This window comes from Streptomyces sp. NPDC052687, from assembly GCF_040678395.1.
Classification (GTDB): domain Bacteria; phylum Actinomycetota; class Actinomycetes; order Streptomycetales; family Streptomycetaceae; genus Streptomyces.
Genome location: NZ_JBFATR010000035.1, coordinates 13539 through 32197, shown reverse-complemented (window position 1 = coordinate 32197; position 18659 = coordinate 13539). Strand labels below are relative to the sequence as shown.

The following is an 18659-nucleotide window of genomic DNA, read 5'->3' as shown; positions in this document are numbered from 1 at the left end:
GATCTTCCGCCGACGGCTCCCCCGCGGGGATCAGCCCACGTCGAGCCGGAGCAGATCGTCCTCGGTCTCCCGGCGGACGATCACCCGCGCCTCGCCGTCCCGCACGGCGACGACCGGGGGACGCGGTACGTGGTTGTAGTTGCTGGCCATGGAGCGGCAGTACGCCCCGGTCGCCGGCACGGCGATCAGGTCGCCGGGCGCGAGGTCGGCCGGCAGGAACGCGTCCCGGACGACGATGTCCCCGCTCTCGCAGTGCTTGCCGACGACCCGGGCGAGCATCGGCTCGGCGTCGGAGGTGCGGGAGACCAGAGCGACGCTGTACTCGGCGTCGTACAGCGCCGTACGGATGTTGTCGGACATGCCGCCGTCGACGGAGACGTACGTCCGCAGCCCGTCGAGCGGCTTGACGGTGCCGACCTCGTAGAGCGTGAAGGCGGTCGGGCCGACGATGGCGCGCCCGGGCTCGACGGAGATCCGCGGCGTGCGCAGCCGGGCGGCCTCGCACTCCCGCGTCACGATCTCGGTGAGCGCCTTCGCGATCTCGTGCGGCTCGCGGGGGTCGTCGTCACTGGTGTACGCGATGCCGAGCCCGCCGCCGAGGTCGATCTCGGGCAGTTCGACGCCGTGCTCGTCACGGATGTCCTTCAGCAGTCCGACCACGCGGTGGGCGGCGACCTCGAAGCCGGACATGTCGAAGATCTGCGAGCCGATGTGACTGTGGATGCCGATCAGCTCCAGCCCGTCGAGCCGGAGAGCCCGCCGCACGGCCTCGGCGGCCTGCCCGCCCGCGAGCGGGATGCCGAACTTCTGGTCCTCGTGCGCGGTCGCGATGAACTCGTGCGTGTGCGCCTCGACGCCGACGGTGATACGGATCTGCACCCGCTGCCGCTTGCCCAGTTCCTGCGCGATGTGCGCGACCCGGACGATCTCCTGGAAGGAGTCGAGCACGATCCGCCCGACCCCGGCCTCGATCGCCCGGCGGATCTCGGCGGGGGACTTGTTGTTGCCGTGGAAGGCGATCCGGTCGGCGGGCATCCCGGCGGACAGCGCGGTCGCCAGCTCACCGCCGGAGCAGACGTCCAGGTTCAGCCCCTCCTCGTGCAGCCAGCGCACCACGGCGCGGGACAGGAACGCCTTGCCCGCGTAGAACACGTCGGCGTCCTGCCCGAAGGCGCTGCGCCAGGCCCGCGCGCGGGCCCGGAAGTCGGTCTCGTCGAGGATGTAGGCGGGGGTGCCGAACTCCTCGGCGAGGGTCTTCACATCGATCCCGCCGACGGCGGCGACGCCGTCCTCGGTGCGGGTGACGGTCTGCGCCCACACCTTCGGGTCGAGGGCGTTGAGGTCGGCCGGCGGGGCGGAGTAGTGACCCTCGGGAAGGACGTCGGCGTGACGGGGCCCGGCGGGGTGTGCGGAACGGCTCATGGCGTGTCGTGGCTCTCTCAGAGGTGTTCGGGTGCGTCGATGCCGAGCAGGAACAGGCCGCCGGCCAGCACCGTCCCGGCGGCTTCGGCGAGGGCGAGCCGGGCCCGGTGGGCGGCCGAGGGTTTCTCCGCACCGCGCGGCAGCACCGCGGGCAGGACGGGCAGGACGGCGTCGGCGACGCTGACGAGATGCCGGGCGAGGCGGTCCGGGGCACGGTGGGTGGCGGCCGCGGACAGGACGCGGGGGTGATCGGCGAGGAGCCCGACGAGTGCGCCGGAGCCGTCCACGTCGTCGACGGGGCCCGGCTCGGCGCTGAATCCGAGGTCGGCGGCGTTGCGCCCGAGGGCCCGGGTGCGGGCGTGGGCGTAGCGCACGCGGAAGAGGGGGTTGCTCTCCCGCTGGACGAGGTGGTCGGCGGTGATCCGGGGCCGGTCGTGCGGCGCGGGATGCAGCAGCGCCCAGCGGGCGGCGTCGGCGCCGAGCGGCGCGGGGTCCTCCGGCGCGGGCACCGGCCGCAGCGTCACCGGTTCGCCGTGCCCGGTCTCGGCCCGCCCGCCCTGCGACGCGACGATGCGGCCGAGCGCGTCGGCGAGGACTTCGGCGCGCACGTCGTAGGGGATGCGAAGCCGGACGACCTGCCCGGCGAGGGCGTCCCCGCGCCCGTACCGCGTCCCCTCGGCGAGGATCCGCCGCACGAGCCGTACGGCGACCGAGTCCCGCAGCCGGATGTTCAGGAACCCCGGCCCTGTGATCCGCACCGCGCCGACGCCGTCGGCGTCCACGAGATACGGCCGGATCACCTCGGCCACCCGCAGCGGGGGCTGCCCGGCGGGGCGGGCCAGCTGCAGCGCGATGTTCGTCGCGTAGTCCCCCCAGCCCCCCGCCCCCGGCGGACCCACCACGGCCCGCGCCGGAACGGTCACCCTCAGCTCCCCCGCGTCGACAGCACGGCGCACCGCGCGCAGCACGGTGCGGGAGAGCTCGACGGGGGTCACGGGACAAGCGTAGGGGAGGAGGGGGGTGGACGGGCGAGCCGGTTTACGCCGGTCCGGCATGCGGACGGCGAGGCCGGCCGGACCCCGCGCCTCAACTACCGGGCCGCCCGGCGGTCTCCCCTCCCTCAGCGGTGACCAGCCCACCGCCGCCGCTGCCGCTGCCGCTCTGTCCGCTCGCCGCCCCGTCGCCCGCGCTCTCCGCCCCTCCCTCGCCGCCCTTCTTCCCCTCCATCAGCCTGCGCACGATCCCCACCAGCTGGGACGGCTCGAAGGGCTTGGCGAGGAAGGCGTCGACGCCGATGTCGAGACCGCTGTCGACCTCGTACTGCGTACAGGCGCTGACGATCGCGAGCGGAAGGTCACGGGTGCGCGGGTCGGCGCGCAGCAGGGCGGCGGTCCGCAGTCCGTCGAGTCTCGGCATCACGACGTCGAGCGTCACGACATCGGGCCGGACCTGGTGCACGACTTCCAGACATTCGGCACCATCGGCCGCGGTCACGACCTCGAGGCCCTCCAGCTCGAGATTGACCCTGATCAGCTGCCGGATGACCTTGTTGTCGTCCACGACAAGGATCCGGCCGGACGCGCCTGGCACAACTCGAGAGTAGGTCCGGACCGGCCACCGCGTCCCGGTTTTCCCCACTTCCACCCCCTGCGGGCGACCCGGCCCGCGCCACCCCAGGGAAACCCGTTCATGAACACCCACTCGGAGCTGGTAGTGTTCTACCCGTCGCCGCGAGACACCGCGACCGACACGCCCCCGTAGCTCAGGGGATAGAGCAACGGCCTCCGGAGCCGTGTGCGCAGGTTCGAATCCTGCCGGGGGCACTTGTCGGGTCACATGTGGGTGTAAAGATGTGACCAGGGCGAGTGCCGATACAGGAGAGCGGGATCCAGTTGTTGCTGGGTCTCGCTCTTTGGCGTGTGGTGCGTCGTTCCGTGGCGTGCGCTCATGCCGAGCGCTTGCGGGATGTCGTCTTCTTCGCCGGAGTCTTCTTGGCCGTGGTCTTCGTCGCGGTGCTCTTGGTGGACGCCGTCTTCTTCGAGGTCTGGGCCGTCGTCGACTTGGTCGTCGTCTTCTTCGTGGCGGTCTTCTTCGCCGGCTTCTTGGCCGTCGAGGTGGACTTCTTGGCGTCCGTCTGCTTCGGGGCCGGGCGGGAGGTGAGGGGTCTGACCTCGGCGCCCTCGCCCCGGGACTCCTGGGCGGCGCGGACGCTCTTCTCCAGGGCGGCCATCAGGTCGAGGACCTTGCCGCTGCGGGCGGGCTCGGGGGCCTCGGGGGGTGCCTCGCCGGCGGCCTTGGCGGCGATGACCTCCTCGACGGCCTCGCGGTACTCGTCGTGGAGGTCGGCGAGGTCGACCTCGCCGAGGGTGTCCATGAGGGCGTCCGCGAGGTCGAGTTCCTTGTCGCGGACGGTGACGTCGGTGTCGGGGGCTACGCCCTCGGGGGCGCGGACCTCGTCGGGCCAGAGCAGGCCGTGCATGACGATCACGTCGTCGACCACGCGGAGCATGCCGAGGCGTTCGCGGCCGCGCAGCGCGAACTTGGCGATGGCCACCTTGTTGCTGCGCTTGAGCGCCTCCCTCAGGAGGGTGTACGGCTTGGCGGCGGGGGCGCCGCTCGCGGCGAGGTAGTACGCCGCGTCCATCTGGAGCGGGTCGATCCGCTCGGCCGGGACGAAGGCGACGATCTCGATCGTCTTGGCGGTGGGCAGCGGAAGCTGGGCCAGGTCCTCGTCGGTGATCGGGATGATCGTGCCGTCGGCGTCCTCGTACCCCTTGCCGATCTCCGACTGGGTGACCTCGCGGTCCTCCAGTTCGCAGACCTTGCGGTAGCGGATGCGGCCGCCGTCCTCCGTGTGGATCTGGCGGAAGGAGATCGAGTGGCTCTCGGTGGCGTTCACCAGCTTGATGGGGATGCTGACCAGGCCGAAGGAGATGGCTCCGTTCCAAATGGATCGCACGCGTCCCACCTTTCCCAACCGGTAAGCGGCACCGCCAGGCGGCCTTACCGGGCGATATGTCCCGGTTTCGTGTGATTCTCATGGTATGACGCCGATCACAGAGGTGGAGGGCCGGAGGCTCGCGCTGAGCAACCTGGAGAAGGTGCTGTACCCGGCGTCCGGCTTCACCAAGGGCGAGGTGCTGCACTACTACGCCACCACCGCCGACGTCCTCCTCCCCCATCTGCGGGACCGGCCGGTGTCCTTCCTGCGCTACCCCGACGGCCCGGACGGGCAGCTCTTCTTCACCAAGAACGTGCCGCCCGGTACCCCCGACTGGGTCATGACCGCCGAGGTGCACCGGTCGGAGGGGCCGGCGCGGATGGTGCTGGTGCAGGATCTGGCGAGCCTGATGTGGGCGGCCAACCTGGTCGCCGAGTTCCACACCCATCAGTGGCTGGCCGAGACTCCCGACGAGGCCGACCGGGTCGTCTTCGATCTGGATCCGGGGGCGCCCGCGACCGTCGTGCACTGCTGCGAGGTCGCCCTGTGGCTGCGGGAGCGGCTGGCCGAGGACGGCATCGAGGCGTACGCGAAGACCTCCGGGTCCAAGGGGCTGCATCTGCTCGCGGCGGTGCGCGGGGCGTCCTCCGAGCAGACGTCCGAGTACGCCAAGGCGCTCGCCGTGGAGGCGGAGCGCGCCATGCCGCGGCTGGTCGTCCACCGCATGACGCGCAGCCTGCGGCCGGGCAAGGTGTTCGTCGACTGGAGCCAGAACGCCGCCCGCAAGACGACGGCGACCCCGTACACCCTGCGGGCGCGCCCCGAGCCGTGGGTCTCCGCGCCGGTCACCTGGGAGGAGGTCGAGGCCTGCGGGGACCCCGCCCAGCTGGCCTTCCGCGCGCCGGACATCGCCCCGCGGGTGCAGGACTTCGGCGATCTGCTCGCCCCGCTCCTCGATCCGGACCACGCGGCGCCGCTGCCCTGACCCGGCTCATGTGACTCCGTCCCCGTGCCCGGCGTCACCGTGCCCGGCCCGTGTGACTCCGTCGCCGTGACCCAGCTCGTGTGACTCCGTCGCCGTGACCCGGTTCGTGTGACTCCGTCCCCGCGTCAGGGCGGTCGGGGGTCCGCCGCCGTGAGAGGGCTGTCGCAGCTCCGCCGCCACGAGGGGGTTGTCGGGGTCCGTCACCGTGAGCGGGCTGTCGCGGGTCCGGCGCCGTACGGGGCACCCTCCCGGTCGGCGTGCGGGGCGCGCCCCCCGTCGCTCACACCCGTGTCCACGTCCGGCGGTCCCGGGCCATCGCGTGCAGGGCCTCCACGTCCGCCGGTTTCAGTACGCCTCCCAGACGGCCCAGGGCGTCGATGTCCGTGTCGGTGAGGACGCGGACGCCGCGGACCGGGCCGGGGACGTTCAGCCGGGTGGGGGCGAGGAGCGCGAGGACGGGGCGGACCTCGGCGGTGAGGGCGTGGGAGGCGCGGGAGGCCTCGGCGCGGAGCAGGCGCAGGAGGGGGACGGGCTCGCGACGGCCGACGGTGACCATGGGGTCGGCGACGTGGACGCGCTGCCTGCGGGCGTGGAGGGCGTGGACGGCGAACAGGCCGCCGGGCCCGATCAGCAGGTGGTGGACGCGGTCGCCGCCGGGCAGGGGCACGGAGTGCAGGGTGTGCCAGCCGGCCCCGTCCAGGGCGTCGAGCGCGGCGCCGATGGCCTGCTCGGCCTCCAGGGCGCGGCGTCTCGGATCGGGGCGCAGGGGGTGGGGCGGGTCGCGGTCGACGGAGACGAGCAGGGCCTCGCCGGGGCGGTTGGGGGCGAGGTCGTCGTCGGGGTGGAGGGTGAGCCGGGCCAGTTCGGCGGGGGTGGGGACCGGGGGCGGGCCGACCGTGACCGGGCCGGTGACGAAGGGGCGCAGGGCGGCCAGGACGGCCTCTCTGCGGTCCTCGCTCAGCAGGTTGACGCGTGCCGTCTCACGGTCGTACCAGGCGATGTTCGCGCCGTCCGGGAGGCAGACGTAGAGGCGTTCCCGGCCGTGGCGCCGGGTCGGTATGACGCGCAGTGCGCCGGTTCCGCTCATGCACATCACCCCTCGTCCATGGGAACAGGAGGGGTGCCGCGGGGGCAAGAACCCGGCTGCCGCGCGGGGTCCGCCGCTCGCCGGCCGTCGCGGGCCGCTCGCGGCGCGCAAAAAGGACGTCCGTACGAATAAGGTGTACGCGTCCCTGGTCAGCCTGATCACCGGAGTGCCGTGCCCGTCCGCGTCCGTGCCCGCGCCTTGGCCGTCGCCGCCCTGTTGCTGGCCACCGGCGGCACCGCCACGGCCTGCGGGGACGCCGGCGGGCTGCGGAGCGCGGGGCCCACGCCGACCGCCGAGGGCCCGGCCCTGCTGTGGCCGGCGCTGCCGCCCGCGTCCAGTCCCGCCTACGAGATCGGCGAGGTGGAGCGGGAGGTGGTCAAGGGGGTGCGGGTGCCCGGCGGGAACGTGCACACGGTGGATCCGGTGGCCGTCGTACGGGCCGAGATCGACGCGCATCCGAGGGACTACGAGGGTTCCGGGGCGCGCTTCCGTGAGACGGGCGCGCGGATGGCCGAGTGCGCCGCGGGGCCGGGACGGGGCGGGTGCCCGGTGCTCGCGCCGTACTACCGGGATCTGACCGGCGACGGGCACGACGACCTGACGCTGGGCTTCCGGCAGCTGCCGGGCGAGCTGACCGCCGTGCGGGTCTACACCGTGGAGAACGGGCGGCTGGTGCGGGTCATGCTGTGGGACGACGCCGTCAGCGGGGTCGAGCTGGCCGGGCGGTCGGTGATCATCCGGTCGCCGTCGGAGGTGAAGGGGTACGAGTACCGGCTCCAGTGGAGCTGGGACCCGGAGCAGCGGGCGATGCTGCTCACCCATGACGAGATGCTGCGCACCGGCGGGCGGGGGCCGTCCGCGACAAGCAGCCGGGTGCCCTCCCCCGCGGAGAGCCGGTGATGAGGCTTCCGCAGTGGGCCGGTGCGCTGGCCGTGAAGGCGGCGCTGTTCATCACGGTGATGTGCTGCGCCCTCGCCGCGCTGCTCGGCGCGCTGGTGCATGTGTCGGTGACCAACCAGACCGTCGGCGAGGCCCGCGACCTGGCGCTGGCCCGGCTGGCGGACGCGACGGAGGCGTACGAGGCGGGCGATCCGCTGTCGGCGGGCGCGGGGATCGATCCCGGGGAGCTGCCGGAGCCGCTGCGCGAGCTGGCGGCCGACGGGCAGCGCGGCACGATGGTCGCCGACCACCGGGGCCGGCCCACGATGTGGGCGGCGGGCCCCGCCGAGGGCGGGCACGCGCTCGCCGTGGCCGTCGACTACGCGCAGCAGGCCCGCACCATCGACGGCCTCGACCGGGCCATCGTGGGGTCCTCGGCGCTGGCGATCGGGGCGACGCTGCTGGTCGGCGCGTTCGCGGTGACCCGGGTGACGCGGCGGCTGCACGCGACGGCGCGGGTCGCGCGGCGGATCAGCGCCGGCGACCTCGACGCGCGGGTGCACGACCGGCGCGCCGGCGATCCGGGCCGCCCGCAGGACGAGGTGGCGGCGGTGGCCGCCGCGCTGGACTCCATGGCGGCGTCGCTGCAGGGCAAGCTGCTGGCCGAGCAGCGGTTCACCGCGGATGTGGCGCACGAGCTGCGCACCCCGCTGACCGGCCTGCACGCGGCGGCCGAGCTGCTGCCGCCGGGGCGGCCGACGGAGCTGGTGCGCGACCGGGTGGCGGCGCTGCGCACGCTCACCGAGGACCTGCTGGAGATCTCCCGGCTGGACACCGGGCGCGAGCGGCTGGAGCTGGACAGCGAGGAGCTGGGGGCGCTGGCCCGGCGGGTGGTGCGGGCGTCCGGCACCGAGACCGAGGTGCGGCTGGTGCGGGACGCGCGGGTGGAGACCGACCGGCGGCGGCTGGAGCGGGTGCTGGGCAACCTGGTGGCGAACGCGCACCGGCACGGGCGGGCGCCGGTGGTGCTGACCGTGGACGGGCCGGTGGTGACGGTACGGGACCACGGGGACGGCTATCCCGAGTACCTGGTGGCGCACGGCCCCCAGCGGTTCCGCACCGAGGGCGGTGCCCGCGGGCACGGTCTCGGGCTGACCATCGCGCTCGGCCAGGCGGAGGTGCTGGGCGCCCGCCTGAGCTTCGCCAACGCGCCCGACGGCGGGGCGGTGGCCACCCTGACGCTGCCCGCCACGCCGCCGCGCCGGACCGCCGCGGGGCCGCGGGGCGGGGCGTGACCTCGCCTGGCGCAACGCGACGCGCGGCGGGCCCGCCCCGCTCCTAGGGTGGCGGTGAGTCAACCCCGCGCCCGCCCCCGGCCCCGCCCGGAAGCTCGCCGTCCCGCCACCCGCCGTCCCGCCGCCCCGTACGCCCGTATGGAGGTCACCGATGTCCCCTGTGGTCCCTCCTGGCGCGGGGCACATCGGGATGAGGCACGACGAGCCGGACTGTCTGGGTAGGTTCCGGGCATGACGAAGGCAGGAACCGGCACCGGGACCGGAACCGCCGTGGCCGCGGACGTGCCCGCTCCCGCGCTACGCCTCCCCCGGCGCCGTGGCATCGAACTCTCGCTCATCGTCGTGGCCGTCCTGCTCCCGGTGTGCGGCTACTGCGCGGTCGGCCTGGCCCGGCACGGCGCCCTCCCGCCGGGCGCCGCCGGCTACGGCGCCGGGCTCGGGGTGCTCGCCCTCCTCGCCCATCTGGCGGTGCGGCTGCGCGCCCCTTACGCCGATCCGCTGCTGCTGCCCATCGGGGTGCTGCTCAACGGCCTCGGCCTGGTCCTGATCTACCGCCTCGACCTGGAGACCCCGGCGGACCGGGCGGCGCCCGCCCAGCTCGTCTGGTCCACGCTCGGGGTGGCCCTGTTCATCGGTGTGGTCTTCTTCCTGCGCGACCACCGCTTCCTCCAGCGCTACGCGTACGTGTGCGTGGCCGTCGCGCTCGCCCTGCTCACCCTGCCGATCTTCTTCCCGGCGGTGAACGGGGCCCGCATCTGGATCCGGATCGCCGGGTTCTCCATCCAGCCGGGCGAGTTCGCGAAGGTGCTGCTGGCGGTGTTCTTCGCCGCGTACCTGGCCGCCAACCGCAACGCGCTGGCGTACACCGGCCGCCGGATCTGGCTGCTGCAGCTGCCCACCGGCCGGGTCCTCGGACCGGTCCTCGCGATCTGGCTGCTCAGCGTGGGCGTGCTGGTCCTGGAACGCGACCTCGGCACCTCGCTGCTGTTCTTCGGCCTGTTCGTCGTCATGCTCTACGTCGCCACCGGCCGCACCGGCTGGATCGCGGTCGGTCTGCTGCTGGCGGTGCTGGGCGCGGTCGCCGTGGCCCGGCTGGAGCCGCACGTGCACGGCCGGATCGAGGACTGGCTGCACCCGTTCGCCACCATCGACGCAGGTCAGGGCCCGAACCAGGTCGCGCAGTCGCTGTTCGCCTTCGCCGCGGGCGGTGTGCTGGGCACCGGTCTGGGCCTCGGCCACTCGGTCCTGATCGGCTTCGCCGTGAAGTCGGACTTCATCCTGGCCACGGCGGGCGAGGAACTGGGCCTCGCCGGACTCACCGCGATCTTCCTGCTCTACGCGCTGCTGGTGGAACGCGGCTACCGCGCCGGTCTCGCGCTGCGCGACCCGTTCGGCCGGCTGCTCGCCGTCGGTCTCGCCTCCATCGTGGCGCTCCAGGTGTTCGTGATCGCGGGCGGGGTGACCGGGCTGATCCCGCTGACCGGCATGGCGATGCCGTTCCTCGCCCAGGGCGGCTCCTCGGTCGTCACCAACTGGGCGATCGTGGCGCTGCTGATCCGGGTGAGCCACGCGGCGCGCAAGCAGTACGACGGGCAGGTGGGCCCGTGACCCGGCACATCCGGCACGCCGCCGCCTTCTGCGCCCTGCTCCTGGTGGCCCTGCTGGTCAACGCGGCCCGCGTCCAGGTCTTCCAGGCCCCCGCCCTCGACGACAACCCCGCCAACCGCCGCCAGGCCATCGCCCGGTACGCCCAGCCGCGCGGGGACATCCTCGTGGGCGGCCGGCCGGTCACCGGCTCCAAGGACACCGGGGGCCGGCTGCGCTACGAGCGGACGTACACCGACGGCCCGCTGTACGCCCCGGTCACCGGCTTCGCCTCCCAGGTGTACGGCTCCTCGCTGCTGGAGCACGCCGAGGACGGCATCCTCTCCGGCACCGATCCGATGCTGTCGCCGCTGGCCCTGATCAACGACCTCACCCGGGCGCGCACCCCGGGCGGCGACGTGGTCACCACCCTCAACGCGGCGGCCCAGCGGGCGGCGTACACCGGGCTCGGGGCGCGCAGGGGCGCGGTGGCCGCGCTGGAGCCCGCGACCGGGCGGATCCTGGCCCTGGTCTCGACACCGTCCTACGACCCGGAGTCGCTGTCCGGCAACGGCGTGACGGTGGGCCGGTCCTGGGCGCAGCTGAACGAGGACCCGAACAAGCCGATGCTGAACCGGGCGGTGCGGCAGACGTATCCGCCGGGCTCGACCTTCAAGGTGGTGACGGCGGCGGCGGCGCTGGACGCGGGGGCGGTCAGGGACCTCGACCGTCCGACCGACTCACCCGACCCGTACACCCTGCCGGGTACGACGACGAGGCTGACCAACGGGAACGAGGGGTGCGAGAACGCGCCGCTGCGGGTGGCCTTCGAGCGGTCGTGCAACACGGTGTTCGCCAAGCTCGGCGCGGATGTCGGGGTGGCGGACATGGCGGCCGCGGCGGAGGCGTTCGGCTTCAACGACACGGATCTGCGCATCCCGTACTCGGTCGCGCCGAGCACCTTCGACACCACCGTCGACAAGGCGCAGCTCGCGCTGTCCTCGATCGGGCAGTACAACACCCGGGCGACGCCGTTGCAGATGGCGATGGTGGCGGCGGCGGTGGCCAACGGCGGGCAGCTGCGGGAGCCCTATCTGGTGGAGCGGACGACGACGGCGCACGGGGCGACCGTGCAGTCCGCCGGGCCGCGCCCGGTCCGGCAGGCGATGCACCCGTCGACCGCGGTCCGGATGCGCGCGCTGATGCGGGGGGTGGTCGAGGAGGGCACGGGCAGGAACGCGGCGATCCCCGGCGCGATCGTGGGCGGCAAGACGGGTACCGCGCAGCACGGCGTCGGCAACTCCGGTATGCCGTACGCGTGGTTCGTCTCGTGGGCGCAGGGCGCGCGGGACCTGGAGCCGAAGGTGGCGGTGGCCGTGGTGGTGGAGGACGCGTCGGCCGACCGGGGCGACATCACCGGCGGCGGGATGGCGGCACCGATCGCCAGGGCGGTGATGGAGGCGGTGCTCGCCACCGGAGAGGGCGGCCCTCGGTCTATCGGCGGTCGCTGGCGGTGAGGTCGATCTCGATGGGGAACGGGACGGTGAGTTCGAGCTTGTCGTGGAAGATGCCGGTCGGCGTATAGGCGGCGGTGGCCGGGTCCAGCTCGTAGACGTAGACCACGGGGAGGCCGTCGTTCTCCTCGACTCGCCAGAAGTGGCCGATGCCGGCCTTGGCGTACTTCAAGGGCTTGATCTCCCGGTCCCGCGCCACCGAGTCCTCGGAGACGACCTCGATCGCGAGAACGACGTCTTCGGGAAGGAGCCGCGTGGCCCTTGGCCCGGTGTCAGCGCCGGCGCGGACCACCAGGACATCGGGCTCCGGGCGGTTGTGCCTGTCGAGCGTGACGGTGAACTCCCGGTAGACGTCGAACTCGTCCGGCACCTGCTTCAGCAGGACGGCCTCCAGGAGCCGAAGCGTCCGCATGTGGAAGAACGTCTGCGGGCTCACGAGAACCAGGCTCCCGTCGATCAGCTCCGTGTGCGGAGGAAGGTTGGGGAGCCGGTCCAGGTCGTCCGCCGTCCAGCCGCCCTGCGGCGGGCGCGGCCACTGGTAGTCGTCGTCCAGCCCGTAGTCACGCGCGGCGCTCATGATTGCTCCCATGCGACGGAGTCTGCCTGGCAGGATCAGCGTACCCAGGCGCATATGCCGATTCGCCCGTCGATCGTGTGATCAATCGGCCGGGCGTTGACCCTGCTCGATCGTCTCCGTCACCTCCGCCACCCGCTCCCGCTCCTCCGCCGCGAACCGCTGCGCGTCCAGGCGGTCGGCGATCTCCTCGTCCTGGGTCATGAGCAGGTCCAGGCTCGCGTCGCCCAGTTCGAGGACGCCCATGTCGACGTAGGCCTGCTGGAGGCGCCTGCCCCACAGGCCGATGTCCTTGACGCAGGGGACGATGCGGCTGAAGAGGAGCTTGCGGAAGAGGGCGAGGTACTCGGACTGCTCGCTGTAGCGTTCCGCCTCCGCCCGGGGGATGCCGAAGTTCTCCAGGACCTCCTCGCCGCGCAGCCGGTCGCGCATGGCGTAGCAGCCCTCGATGACGAACTCCTCGCGTTCGCGCAGTTCGGCGTCGGTGAGCTGCCGGTAGTAGTCGCGCAGGGCCATGCGGCCGAAGGCGACGTGGCGGGCCTCGTCCTGCATGACGTAGGCGAGGATCTGCTTCGGGAGTTCCTTGGTGGTGGTGTCGCGGATCATGCCGAAGGCGGCGAGGGCGAGGCCTTCGATGAGCACCTGCATGCCCAGGTACGGCATGTCCCAGCGGCTGTCGTTCAGGGTGTCGCCGAGGAGGGACTTGAGGCTGTCGTCGACGGGGTAGAGGAGGCCGATCTTCTCGTGCAGGAAGCGGCCGTATATCTCGGCGTGGCGGGCCTCGTCCATGGTCTGGGTGGCCGAGTAGAACTTGGCGTCGAGGTCGGGGACGGACTCCACGATCCGCGCGGCGCAGATCATCGCGCCCTGTTCGCCGTGCAGGAACTGGCTGAACTGCCAGGAGGCGTAGTGCCGGCGCAGTTCGGCGCGGTCCTTGCCGGTGAGTTTGGGCCAGTAAGGGGTGCCGTAGAGGGCCAGGGCCTCGTCGGGTGCCGAGGGGGTCGTAGGGGTCGACCGGTAAGTCCCAGTCGATGCGTTTCGTTCCGTCCCACTGCTTGTCCTTGCCCTTCTGGTAGAGGGCGAGGAGGCGGTCCCGTCCGTCGTCGTATTCCCAGGTGAAGCGGGCGGCGCCGGTGGCGGGGACGGCCCAGCGGGGGCCGTCCGGCGGTGTGACGTACTGGTCGGAGGTCGGCATGTCCGGCAGGTTCCCGCGCGGTAGACGCGCGGTCAACAAGTCGCGCGCAGGGGATTGACGGGCTTGCTGACAGGCAGTCTCATAAGCAGTGACCCACGGGTAACCGCCAACACCGCTCCGTACGACGAGATGGGACTGGGACTGCCATGACGACCCTGACGGAAGCCGACGCGGTCGAAGGGCTGCGCGACGCGCTCGGCCTGCTCAAGGACCGGGAGCAGGTGGCCGAGCGGCTGCTCGACTCTTCCGCCAAGCACTCCTTCGACCCGGACGAGGAACTCGACTGGGACGCGCCCTTCGAGGAGGGCAAGTGGTTCTGGCCGCCGGAGCTGGTGTCGCTGTACGACACCCCGCTGTGGAAGCGGATGAGCGAGGAGCAGCGGATCCTGCTGTCCCGGCACGAGTCGGCGGCGCTCGCCTCACTGGGCATCTGGTTCGAGATCATCCTGATGCAGCTGCTCGTGCGGCACATCTACGACAAGGCGGCGACGAGCGCGCACGTGCGCTACGCGCTGACCGAGATCGAGGACGAGTGCCGGCACTCGAAGATGTTCGCCCGGCTGATCGCCCGGGGCGGGACGCCCTGGTACCCGGTCAGCCGCACCCACCAGCACCTCGGCCGCCTGTTCAAGACCATCTCCACCACGCCCGGCTCGTTCACCGCGACCCTGCTCGGCGAGGAGGTCCTGGACTGGATGCAGCGCCTCACCTTCCCCGACGAGCGGGTGCAGCCCCTGATCCGGGGCGTCACGCGCATCCACGTCGTCGAGGAGGCCCGCCATGTGCGGTACGCCCGTGAGGAGCTGCGGCGCCAGATGGTGACCGCGCCGAAGTGGTCCCAGGAGTTCACCCGGGTCACCTCAGGCGAGTTCGCCCGCGTCTTCTCCGTCGCCTTCGTCAACCCCGAGGTGTACACCAACGTCGGGCTCGACAAGCGCGAGGCCATGGCCCAGGTCAAGGCCAGCGGCCACCGCAGGGAGATCATGCAGACCGGCGCCAAGCGGCTGACCGACTTCCTGGACGACATCGGCGTCCTGCGGGGCGTGGGCCGCCGCCTGTGGAAGTCCTCGGGCCTGCTGGCCTGAACGCCGTACGCTGCCCGGACCCCGGCGGGGGCCGCCGGTTACGCTGCCGGTCATGACCCCTCAGGCCCCCGCCCGCACCTACCGCCGGCTCAGCGTCGAGGAACGCCGCAGCCAGTTGCTCGACGCCGCGCTCTCCCTGTTCGCGCACCGGGCCCCCGAGGACGTCTCGCTGGACGACGTGGCGGAGGCCGCCGGGGTCTCCCGGCCGCTGGTGTACCGCTACTTCCCCGGCGGCAAGCAGCAGCTGTACGAGGCCGCGCTGCGCTCCGCCGCCGAGGCGCTGCGGGGCTGCTTCGACGAGCCGCGCCAGGGGCCCCTGCTGCCCCGGCTGTCCCGGGCCCTCGACCGCTATCTGGCCTTCGTCGACGAGCACGACGCGGGTTTCGCCGCCCTCCTGCAGGGCGGCAGCGTGGTGGAGACCTCCCGCACCAACGCGATAGTGGACGGCGTACGGCGGGCCGCGGCCGAGCACATCTATCGCCACCTGGACGTCGCCGCGCCCGGCAGGCGGCTGCGGATGACCGTCCGGATGTGGATCACCGCGGTCGAGGCGGCGTCCCTGATGTGGCTGGACGAGGACAAGCAGCCGCCCGCCGAGGAGCTGCGGGACTGGCTGGTCGACCAGTTCCTCGCGGTGCTGTCGGTGACCGCCGCCCGGGACGAGCAGACGGCGGCGATCGTGCACGCGCTCACCTCGGCGGATGGCTGACACTGGTGCCGTGAAGAGCGAAGACACCCCCTTCGAGGGCGGGCCGATGGACGGCCGCACGCTGCCCGTGCTGCTGGGGATCACCGGGCATCCGCCCAAGACGTACCGCATCCCCGTCCCTGACCCGGCGGGCGGGCCGCCGGCCGTGCTGATCTACCGCCGGGTGTCCCTCGGCCAGGGCCGGCTGACCCACCGCTGGAAGTACGTCCACGACCCCGGCGGCGAGCGGGAGCGCGACCGGCCGAAGTGGCCGTGGACGAAGCCGGCCCGCCGCCCCGGTCCCGGTGCCACGCCGGGCGGCAACCGGGACGACGCCGACGGGTGACGCGGTTACGCCATCCCGAGCACGCCCGGCGCGCGGCCCGCGCGAAGGCGCCGGATGCTCACGGTGCGGCGCGGAGACACCGCCCCGCACCGGAGGTGATGACGTGTCAGGAAGGCTTCTGCGTCTAATCTGTACGGCGGCCGTGGCCGCCCACGCCGCCCTCGTGCCCGCCCCGGCGGCCGCCGCGCCCGAGCCCGGTCCGGGCCGGGACCGCGGCGTCGCCGAGCTGCTGACGGACCTTCAGCGGCTGTACCGGGAGGCCGAAAAGGCGACCGAGACGTACAACGCCACCGAGGAGAAGCTGCGCGCGCAGCGCGCCGAGGTCGAGCGGCTCGACCGCGCGCTCAGCCGCGTCCGCCTGTCCCTGCACGACAGCCGGCGCGCCGCCGGCCGGCTCGCCCGCCAGCAGTACCAGAGCACCGGCATCTCCCCGTACGTGCGCCTGCTCCTGGCCGGCGATCCGCAGCACGCCGTCGACCAGGGGCATGTGATCGGCCGGCTGGCCCGGGAACGCGCCGAGGCCGTGGGCCGCCTCACCGGCACCGAACGCAAGGCGGACGAACTGGCCCGCAAGGCCCGCGCGGCCCTCGACACCCGGCTCACGCTCGCCGAACGCCACCGGCGGCAGCGCGACGACGTCCGCCGCCGCCTCGACGCCGTCGAGGCGCTGCTGGCCTCCCTCACCCCCGGCCGGCTCGCGGCGCTCGCCGAGTTCGAGGAGCGGAGCGTCGAGAAGGCCCAGCGGGAACTGGTCGCCTCCGGCGCCCTCGGTGACGGTCTCGGCGACGGCCTCGGCGACGATCCTGGTGACGGCCTCGGCGACGATCTCGGTGACGGCCTCGATGACGACGCCAAGCCGTCCGGCCGGGGCGACCGCGCCCTCGACTACGCCCTGCGCCAGCTCGGCAAGCCCTACGAGTGGGGCGCGGAGGGGCCGCGTACGTACGACTGCTCGGGCCTCACCTCCGAGGCCTGGGCCGCCGCGGGCGTCCCCGTACCGCGCACCAGCCAGGAGCAGTGGGCCCGCCTGCCCAGGGTCCCGCTCACCGAGCTGCGCCCCGGCGACCTGGTGGTCTACCACCCGGACGCCACGCACGTGGCGCTGTACGCGGGCGACGGGCAGGTCGTCCACGCGCCGCGACCCGGCGAGCGGATCAAGCTGTCACCGATCGCGAACAACCCGATCCTGGGAGCGGTGCGTCCGGATGCCGAGCGGTGAGGGCGCGGGGCGTCACCGCGCGTTGAGGTAGAGCTGCGGCGACCAGTTGGTGCAGTGCGAACGCTGGCCGGAGCCACCGCGGTTGCACGCCTGGACCATGAAGTCGTAGTCCCCGTACCCGGCGGGCATCTCCCACTTCACCCGCGCGCCGGACTTGTACTTGGGCGGTGAGCCGCCGATGTTGCGGCCGCCGCCGGGCGGGTAGCCGTCGCGGTGGTAGCACCCCTGCGCGGGGGCCGTGTCCGGTGCGGCAGCGGCCTCGGGCGCCGTCATGATCCCGATCGCGACGACACACGCGGACGCCGCCGCGGTCGCCGCTCGGCGAAACGCCGGCACGTTCATGGTTCCCACCGTCCTCCCGGTGAGGGGAACCCGCCTGCCGCCGTGCACGAGCCCTGCGCCGGGCGCCCGCGCGCCCGAGGCGCGGCGCGGCCGCGGCAGGTCCCTATGCTGGATCGCCCCCTGGGTGGCCCCGCCGTACGAGCCGCAGTCCCCGCCCCGACTCCACCAGCCCAGTTCCGGTCCGCCCCCGCCGCCTGTCGGGGCGCGGGCGGACCGTACGGCGCGCGAGCGCTCGTCAGGCTCCGGCCCCGGTGACCTCCGCGAGGTAGGCGGCGGTCTTCTCCGGCTCGTAGAAGAAGTTCTCGAAGTCGGCCGGGTTGTTGAATCCGTTGGCGAAGCGGTCGGCCACCGGCTGGAGCTGTCCCGCGGCGCCGATGAGGTTCAGGACGTGCTCCGGCGGCGGGGCGAGCATCGTGTTGGTCCACTTGGTGACGTGCTGGGCGGTGGCCCAGTAGCGGTCGAACGTGGCCCGCATCCACTCCTCGTCGAACGGCTTGTCGCCGTGCTCCAGGATGGACGCGAGGTACGCCGCCGCGCACTTGGACGCCGAGTTGGAACCCTGCCCGGTGATCGGGTCGTTGGCGACGACCACGTCGGCGACGCCGAGGACCAGACCGCCGCCCGGCAGGCGGCCGATGGGGTTGCGCACGGTCGGCGCGTAGCGGCCGGCCAGGGTGCCGCCCGCGTCGGTCAGCTCGACCTTGGTGGCCCGCGCGTACTCCCAGGGCGTGAACTTCTCCATGAGTTCCAGGGTCAGGGAGAGGTGCTCCGCCGGGTCCTTGACGCCCTGGAAGACGTCCAGCGGGCCGCCGGGTATGCCCTCCCAGAACAGGATGTCGGCGCGGCCGGAGGTGGTGAGCGTCGGCATGACGAACAGCTCGCCGACGCCGGGCACCAGGTTGCAGCGGACCGCGTCGTAGTCCGGGTGCTCCGGGCGCGGGCCGAGGCCGTGCACGTAGGCCACCGCGAGGGCGCGCTGCGGCTCGCTGTACGGGGAGCGCTCGGGGTCGCGGGCGAACATCTGCACCAGCTCGCCCTTGCCGGCCGCGACGAGCACCAGGTCGTAGGCGCGGGAGAAGTAGTCGAGGTCGCCGACGGCCGCGCCGTGGATGACGAGCTGGCCGCCGCGCTGCGCGAAGGTCTCCATCCAGCCGGCCATCTTCACCCGCTGGTCGACCGACTGGGCGTAACCGTCGAGCTTGCCGACCCAGTCGATCGCCCGCTGGGTCGGGCCCGGGTCGTGCGAGCCGGGGGCGGCCACCGAGACGCCGAGTCCTTCGATCTTCGGGGCCTGGGACTCCCAGAAGTTCAGCTGGAGGTCGCGCTCGTGCTGGAGTGCCGTGTGGAACATGCACTGCGTCGACATGACCCGGCCGGAGCGGATCTCGTCCGCCGTCCGGTTGGACATCAGGGTGACCTCGTACCCGTGCGACTGGAGGCCGAGGGCGAGCTGGAGTCCGGACTGGCCGGCTCCGACGACGAGTATCTTCCGCATGCGGGGTT

General features: G+C 73.0%; 17 protein-coding genes, 1 tRNA gene and 1 pseudogene. 10 read left to right on the top strand and 9 right to left on the bottom strand.

The features are described from left to right. Positions 1 to 30 precede the first annotated feature (30 nt). From lysA to AB0K92_RS24295, 3 genes are all read right to left on the bottom strand, one after another. Positions 31 to 1422: a diaminopimelate decarboxylase gene (gene lysA, locus AB0K92_RS24305; RefSeq protein ID WP_365926069.1), complete on the bottom strand. Its 1392-nt coding sequence runs from the start codon at positions 1420 to 1422 to the stop codon at positions 31 to 33. Positions 1423 to 1439: 17 nt separating this feature from the next. Beyond that, the gene (nrtL, locus tag AB0K92_RS24300) at positions 1440 to 2417 is read right to left on the bottom strand and encodes an ArgS-related anticodon-binding protein NrtL (RefSeq protein ID WP_365926067.1); all 978 of its coding nucleotides are present in this window, start codon (positions 2415 to 2417) and stop codon (positions 1440 to 1442) included. 91 nt (positions 2418 to 2508) lie between these two features. After that, a complete protein-coding gene (locus AB0K92_RS24295; RefSeq protein ID WP_365926065.1) occupies positions 2509 to 3012 on the bottom strand; it encodes a response regulator in 504 nt (167 codons plus the stop codon). Between the two features lie 161 nt (positions 3013 to 3173). Here AB0K92_RS24295 and AB0K92_RS24290 point away from each other — a divergent pair. Continuing rightward, positions 3174 to 3245 (top strand) — tRNA-Arg (locus AB0K92_RS24290). A 122-nt stretch (positions 3246 to 3367) separates the two neighbouring features. On the opposite strand, the gene AB0K92_RS24285 is transcribed toward AB0K92_RS24290, so the two are convergent. Beyond that, complete coding sequence (locus tag AB0K92_RS24285; protein WP_365926063.1) at positions 3368 to 4390, bottom strand: Ku protein; 1023 nt, start codon at positions 4388 to 4390, stop codon at positions 3368 to 3370. Between the two features lie 76 nt (positions 4391 to 4466). Here AB0K92_RS24285 and ligD point away from each other — a divergent pair, with 76 nt between their 5' ends. Beyond that, on the top strand, positions 4467 to 5348 hold the full coding sequence (ligD, locus tag AB0K92_RS24280; protein WP_365926061.1) for a non-homologous end-joining DNA ligase: 882 nt from the start codon (positions 4467 to 4469) through the stop codon (positions 5346 to 5348). Positions 5349 to 5628: 280 nt separating this feature from the next. On the opposite strand, the gene AB0K92_RS24275 is transcribed toward ligD, so the two are convergent. Beyond that, positions 5629 to 6435: a nuclease-related domain-containing protein gene (locus AB0K92_RS24275; protein ID WP_365926059.1), complete on the bottom strand. Its 807-nt coding sequence runs from the start codon at positions 6433 to 6435 to the stop codon at positions 5629 to 5631. A 171-nt stretch (positions 6436 to 6606) separates the two neighbouring features. Between AB0K92_RS24275 and AB0K92_RS24270 the strand changes: the two genes are divergently transcribed. From AB0K92_RS24270 to AB0K92_RS24255, 4 genes are all read left to right on the top strand, one after another. Then, positions 6607 to 7335 carry a hypothetical protein gene (locus AB0K92_RS24270; protein ID WP_365926057.1) on the top strand — a complete coding sequence of 243 codons (729 nt, stop codon included), beginning with the start codon at positions 6607 to 6609 and terminating at the stop codon, positions 7333 to 7335. Continuing rightward, positions 7335 to 8609, top strand: coding sequence for an ATP-binding protein (locus AB0K92_RS24265; protein WP_365926055.1), 1275 nt, complete (start codon positions 7335 to 7337; stop codon positions 8607 to 8609). The genes AB0K92_RS24270 and AB0K92_RS24265 overlap by 1 nt, the downstream gene beginning before the upstream one ends. A 231-nt stretch (positions 8610 to 8840) precedes the next feature. After that, positions 8841 to 10217, top strand: coding sequence for an FtsW/RodA/SpoVE family cell cycle protein (locus AB0K92_RS24260; protein WP_365926053.1), 1377 nt, complete (start codon positions 8841 to 8843; stop codon positions 10215 to 10217). Continuing rightward, positions 10214 to 11710: a penicillin-binding transpeptidase domain-containing protein gene (locus tag AB0K92_RS24255; RefSeq protein ID WP_365926051.1), complete on the top strand. Its 1497-nt coding sequence runs from the start codon at positions 10214 to 10216 to the stop codon at positions 11708 to 11710. Before AB0K92_RS24260 ends, AB0K92_RS24255 begins: the two co-directional genes overlap by 4 nt. Here AB0K92_RS24255 and AB0K92_RS24250 read toward each other — a convergent pair. Both AB0K92_RS24250 and AB0K92_RS24245 read right to left on the bottom strand, forming a co-directional pair. Beyond that, the gene (locus AB0K92_RS24250) at positions 11688 to 12284 is read right to left on the bottom strand and encodes a Uma2 family endonuclease (RefSeq protein ID WP_365926049.1); all 597 of its coding nucleotides are present in this window, start codon (positions 12282 to 12284) and stop codon (positions 11688 to 11690) included. The two genes, AB0K92_RS24255 and AB0K92_RS24250, sit on opposite strands and share 23 nt — an antisense overlap. An 81-nt stretch (positions 12285 to 12365) precedes the next feature. After that, positions 12366 to 13476: pseudogene (locus tag AB0K92_RS24245) on the bottom strand (ferritin-like domain-containing protein). A gap of 146 nt (positions 13477 to 13622) precedes the next feature. On the opposite strand from AB0K92_RS24245, the gene AB0K92_RS24240 reads away from it, so the two are divergent. The 4 genes from AB0K92_RS24240 to AB0K92_RS24225 all read left to right on the top strand — a co-directional run bounded on the left by AB0K92_RS24240 (position 13623) and on the right by AB0K92_RS24225 (position 16814). After that, positions 13623 to 14561, top strand: coding sequence for a diiron oxygenase (locus AB0K92_RS24240; RefSeq protein WP_166002283.1), 939 nt, complete (start codon positions 13623 to 13625; stop codon positions 14559 to 14561). Between the two features lie 52 nt (positions 14562 to 14613). Next, the gene (locus tag AB0K92_RS24235; RefSeq protein WP_365926047.1) at positions 14614 to 15270 is read left to right on the top strand and encodes a helix-turn-helix domain-containing protein; all 657 of its coding nucleotides are present in this window, start codon (positions 14614 to 14616) and stop codon (positions 15268 to 15270) included. Positions 15271 to 15280: 10 nt separating this feature from the next. Beyond that, entirely contained in the window at positions 15281 to 15595 is a 315-nt protein-coding gene (locus AB0K92_RS24230; RefSeq protein ID WP_365926045.1) for a hypothetical protein, read from the top strand. Between the two features lie 103 nt (positions 15596 to 15698). Next, a complete protein-coding gene (locus AB0K92_RS24225; protein ID WP_365926043.1) occupies positions 15699 to 16814 on the top strand; it encodes a C40 family peptidase in 1116 nt (371 codons plus the stop codon). A gap of 12 nt (positions 16815 to 16826) precedes the next feature. On the opposite strand, the gene AB0K92_RS24220 is transcribed toward AB0K92_RS24225, so the two are convergent. Then, positions 16827 to 17087 (bottom strand): hypothetical protein, encoded by a 261-nt coding sequence (locus tag AB0K92_RS24220; RefSeq protein ID WP_365926041.1) that lies wholly within the window; start codon positions 17085 to 17087, stop codon positions 16827 to 16829. Between the two features lie 304 nt (positions 17088 to 17391). After that, positions 17392 to 18651: a styrene monooxygenase/indole monooxygenase family protein gene (locus tag AB0K92_RS24215; RefSeq protein WP_365926039.1), complete on the bottom strand. Its 1260-nt coding sequence runs from the start codon at positions 18649 to 18651 to the stop codon at positions 17392 to 17394. Positions 18652 to 18659: the final 8 nt, after the last annotated feature.

What these genes read in the sequence shown, in the direction of transcription:
- lysA (WP_365926069.1), bottom strand. Translation starts at nt 1,422, where the DNA reads ATGAGCCGTTCCGCACACCCCGCCGGGCCCCGTCACGCCGACGTCCTT.
- AB0K92_RS24275 (WP_365926059.1), bottom strand. Translation starts at nt 6,435, where the DNA reads ATGAGCGGAACCGGCGCACTGCGCGTCATACCGACCCGGCGCCACGGC.
- AB0K92_RS24220 (WP_365926041.1), bottom strand. Translation starts at nt 17,087, where the DNA reads ATGACGGCGCCCGAGGCCGCTGCCGCACCGGACACGGCCCCCGCGCAG.
- AB0K92_RS24260 (WP_365926053.1), top strand. Translation starts at nt 8,841, where the DNA reads ATGACGAAGGCAGGAACCGGCACCGGGACCGGAACCGCCGTGGCCGCG.
- AB0K92_RS24215 (WP_365926039.1), bottom strand. Translation starts at nt 18,651, where the DNA reads ATGCGGAAGATACTCGTCGTCGGAGCCGGCCAGTCCGGACTCCAGCTC.
- ligD (WP_365926061.1), top strand. Translation starts at nt 4,467, where the DNA reads ATGACGCCGATCACAGAGGTGGAGGGCCGGAGGCTCGCGCTGAGCAAC.
- AB0K92_RS24265 (WP_365926055.1), top strand. Translation starts at nt 7,335, where the DNA reads ATGAGGCTTCCGCAGTGGGCCGGTGCGCTGGCCGTGAAGGCGGCGCTG.
- AB0K92_RS24240 (WP_166002283.1), top strand. Translation starts at nt 13,623, where the DNA reads ATGACGACCCTGACGGAAGCCGACGCGGTCGAAGGGCTGCGCGACGCG.
- AB0K92_RS24235 (WP_365926047.1), top strand. Translation starts at nt 14,614, where the DNA reads ATGACCCCTCAGGCCCCCGCCCGCACCTACCGCCGGCTCAGCGTCGAG.
- AB0K92_RS24250 (WP_365926049.1), bottom strand. Translation starts at nt 12,284, where the DNA reads ATGAGCGCCGCGCGTGACTACGGGCTGGACGACGACTACCAGTGGCCG.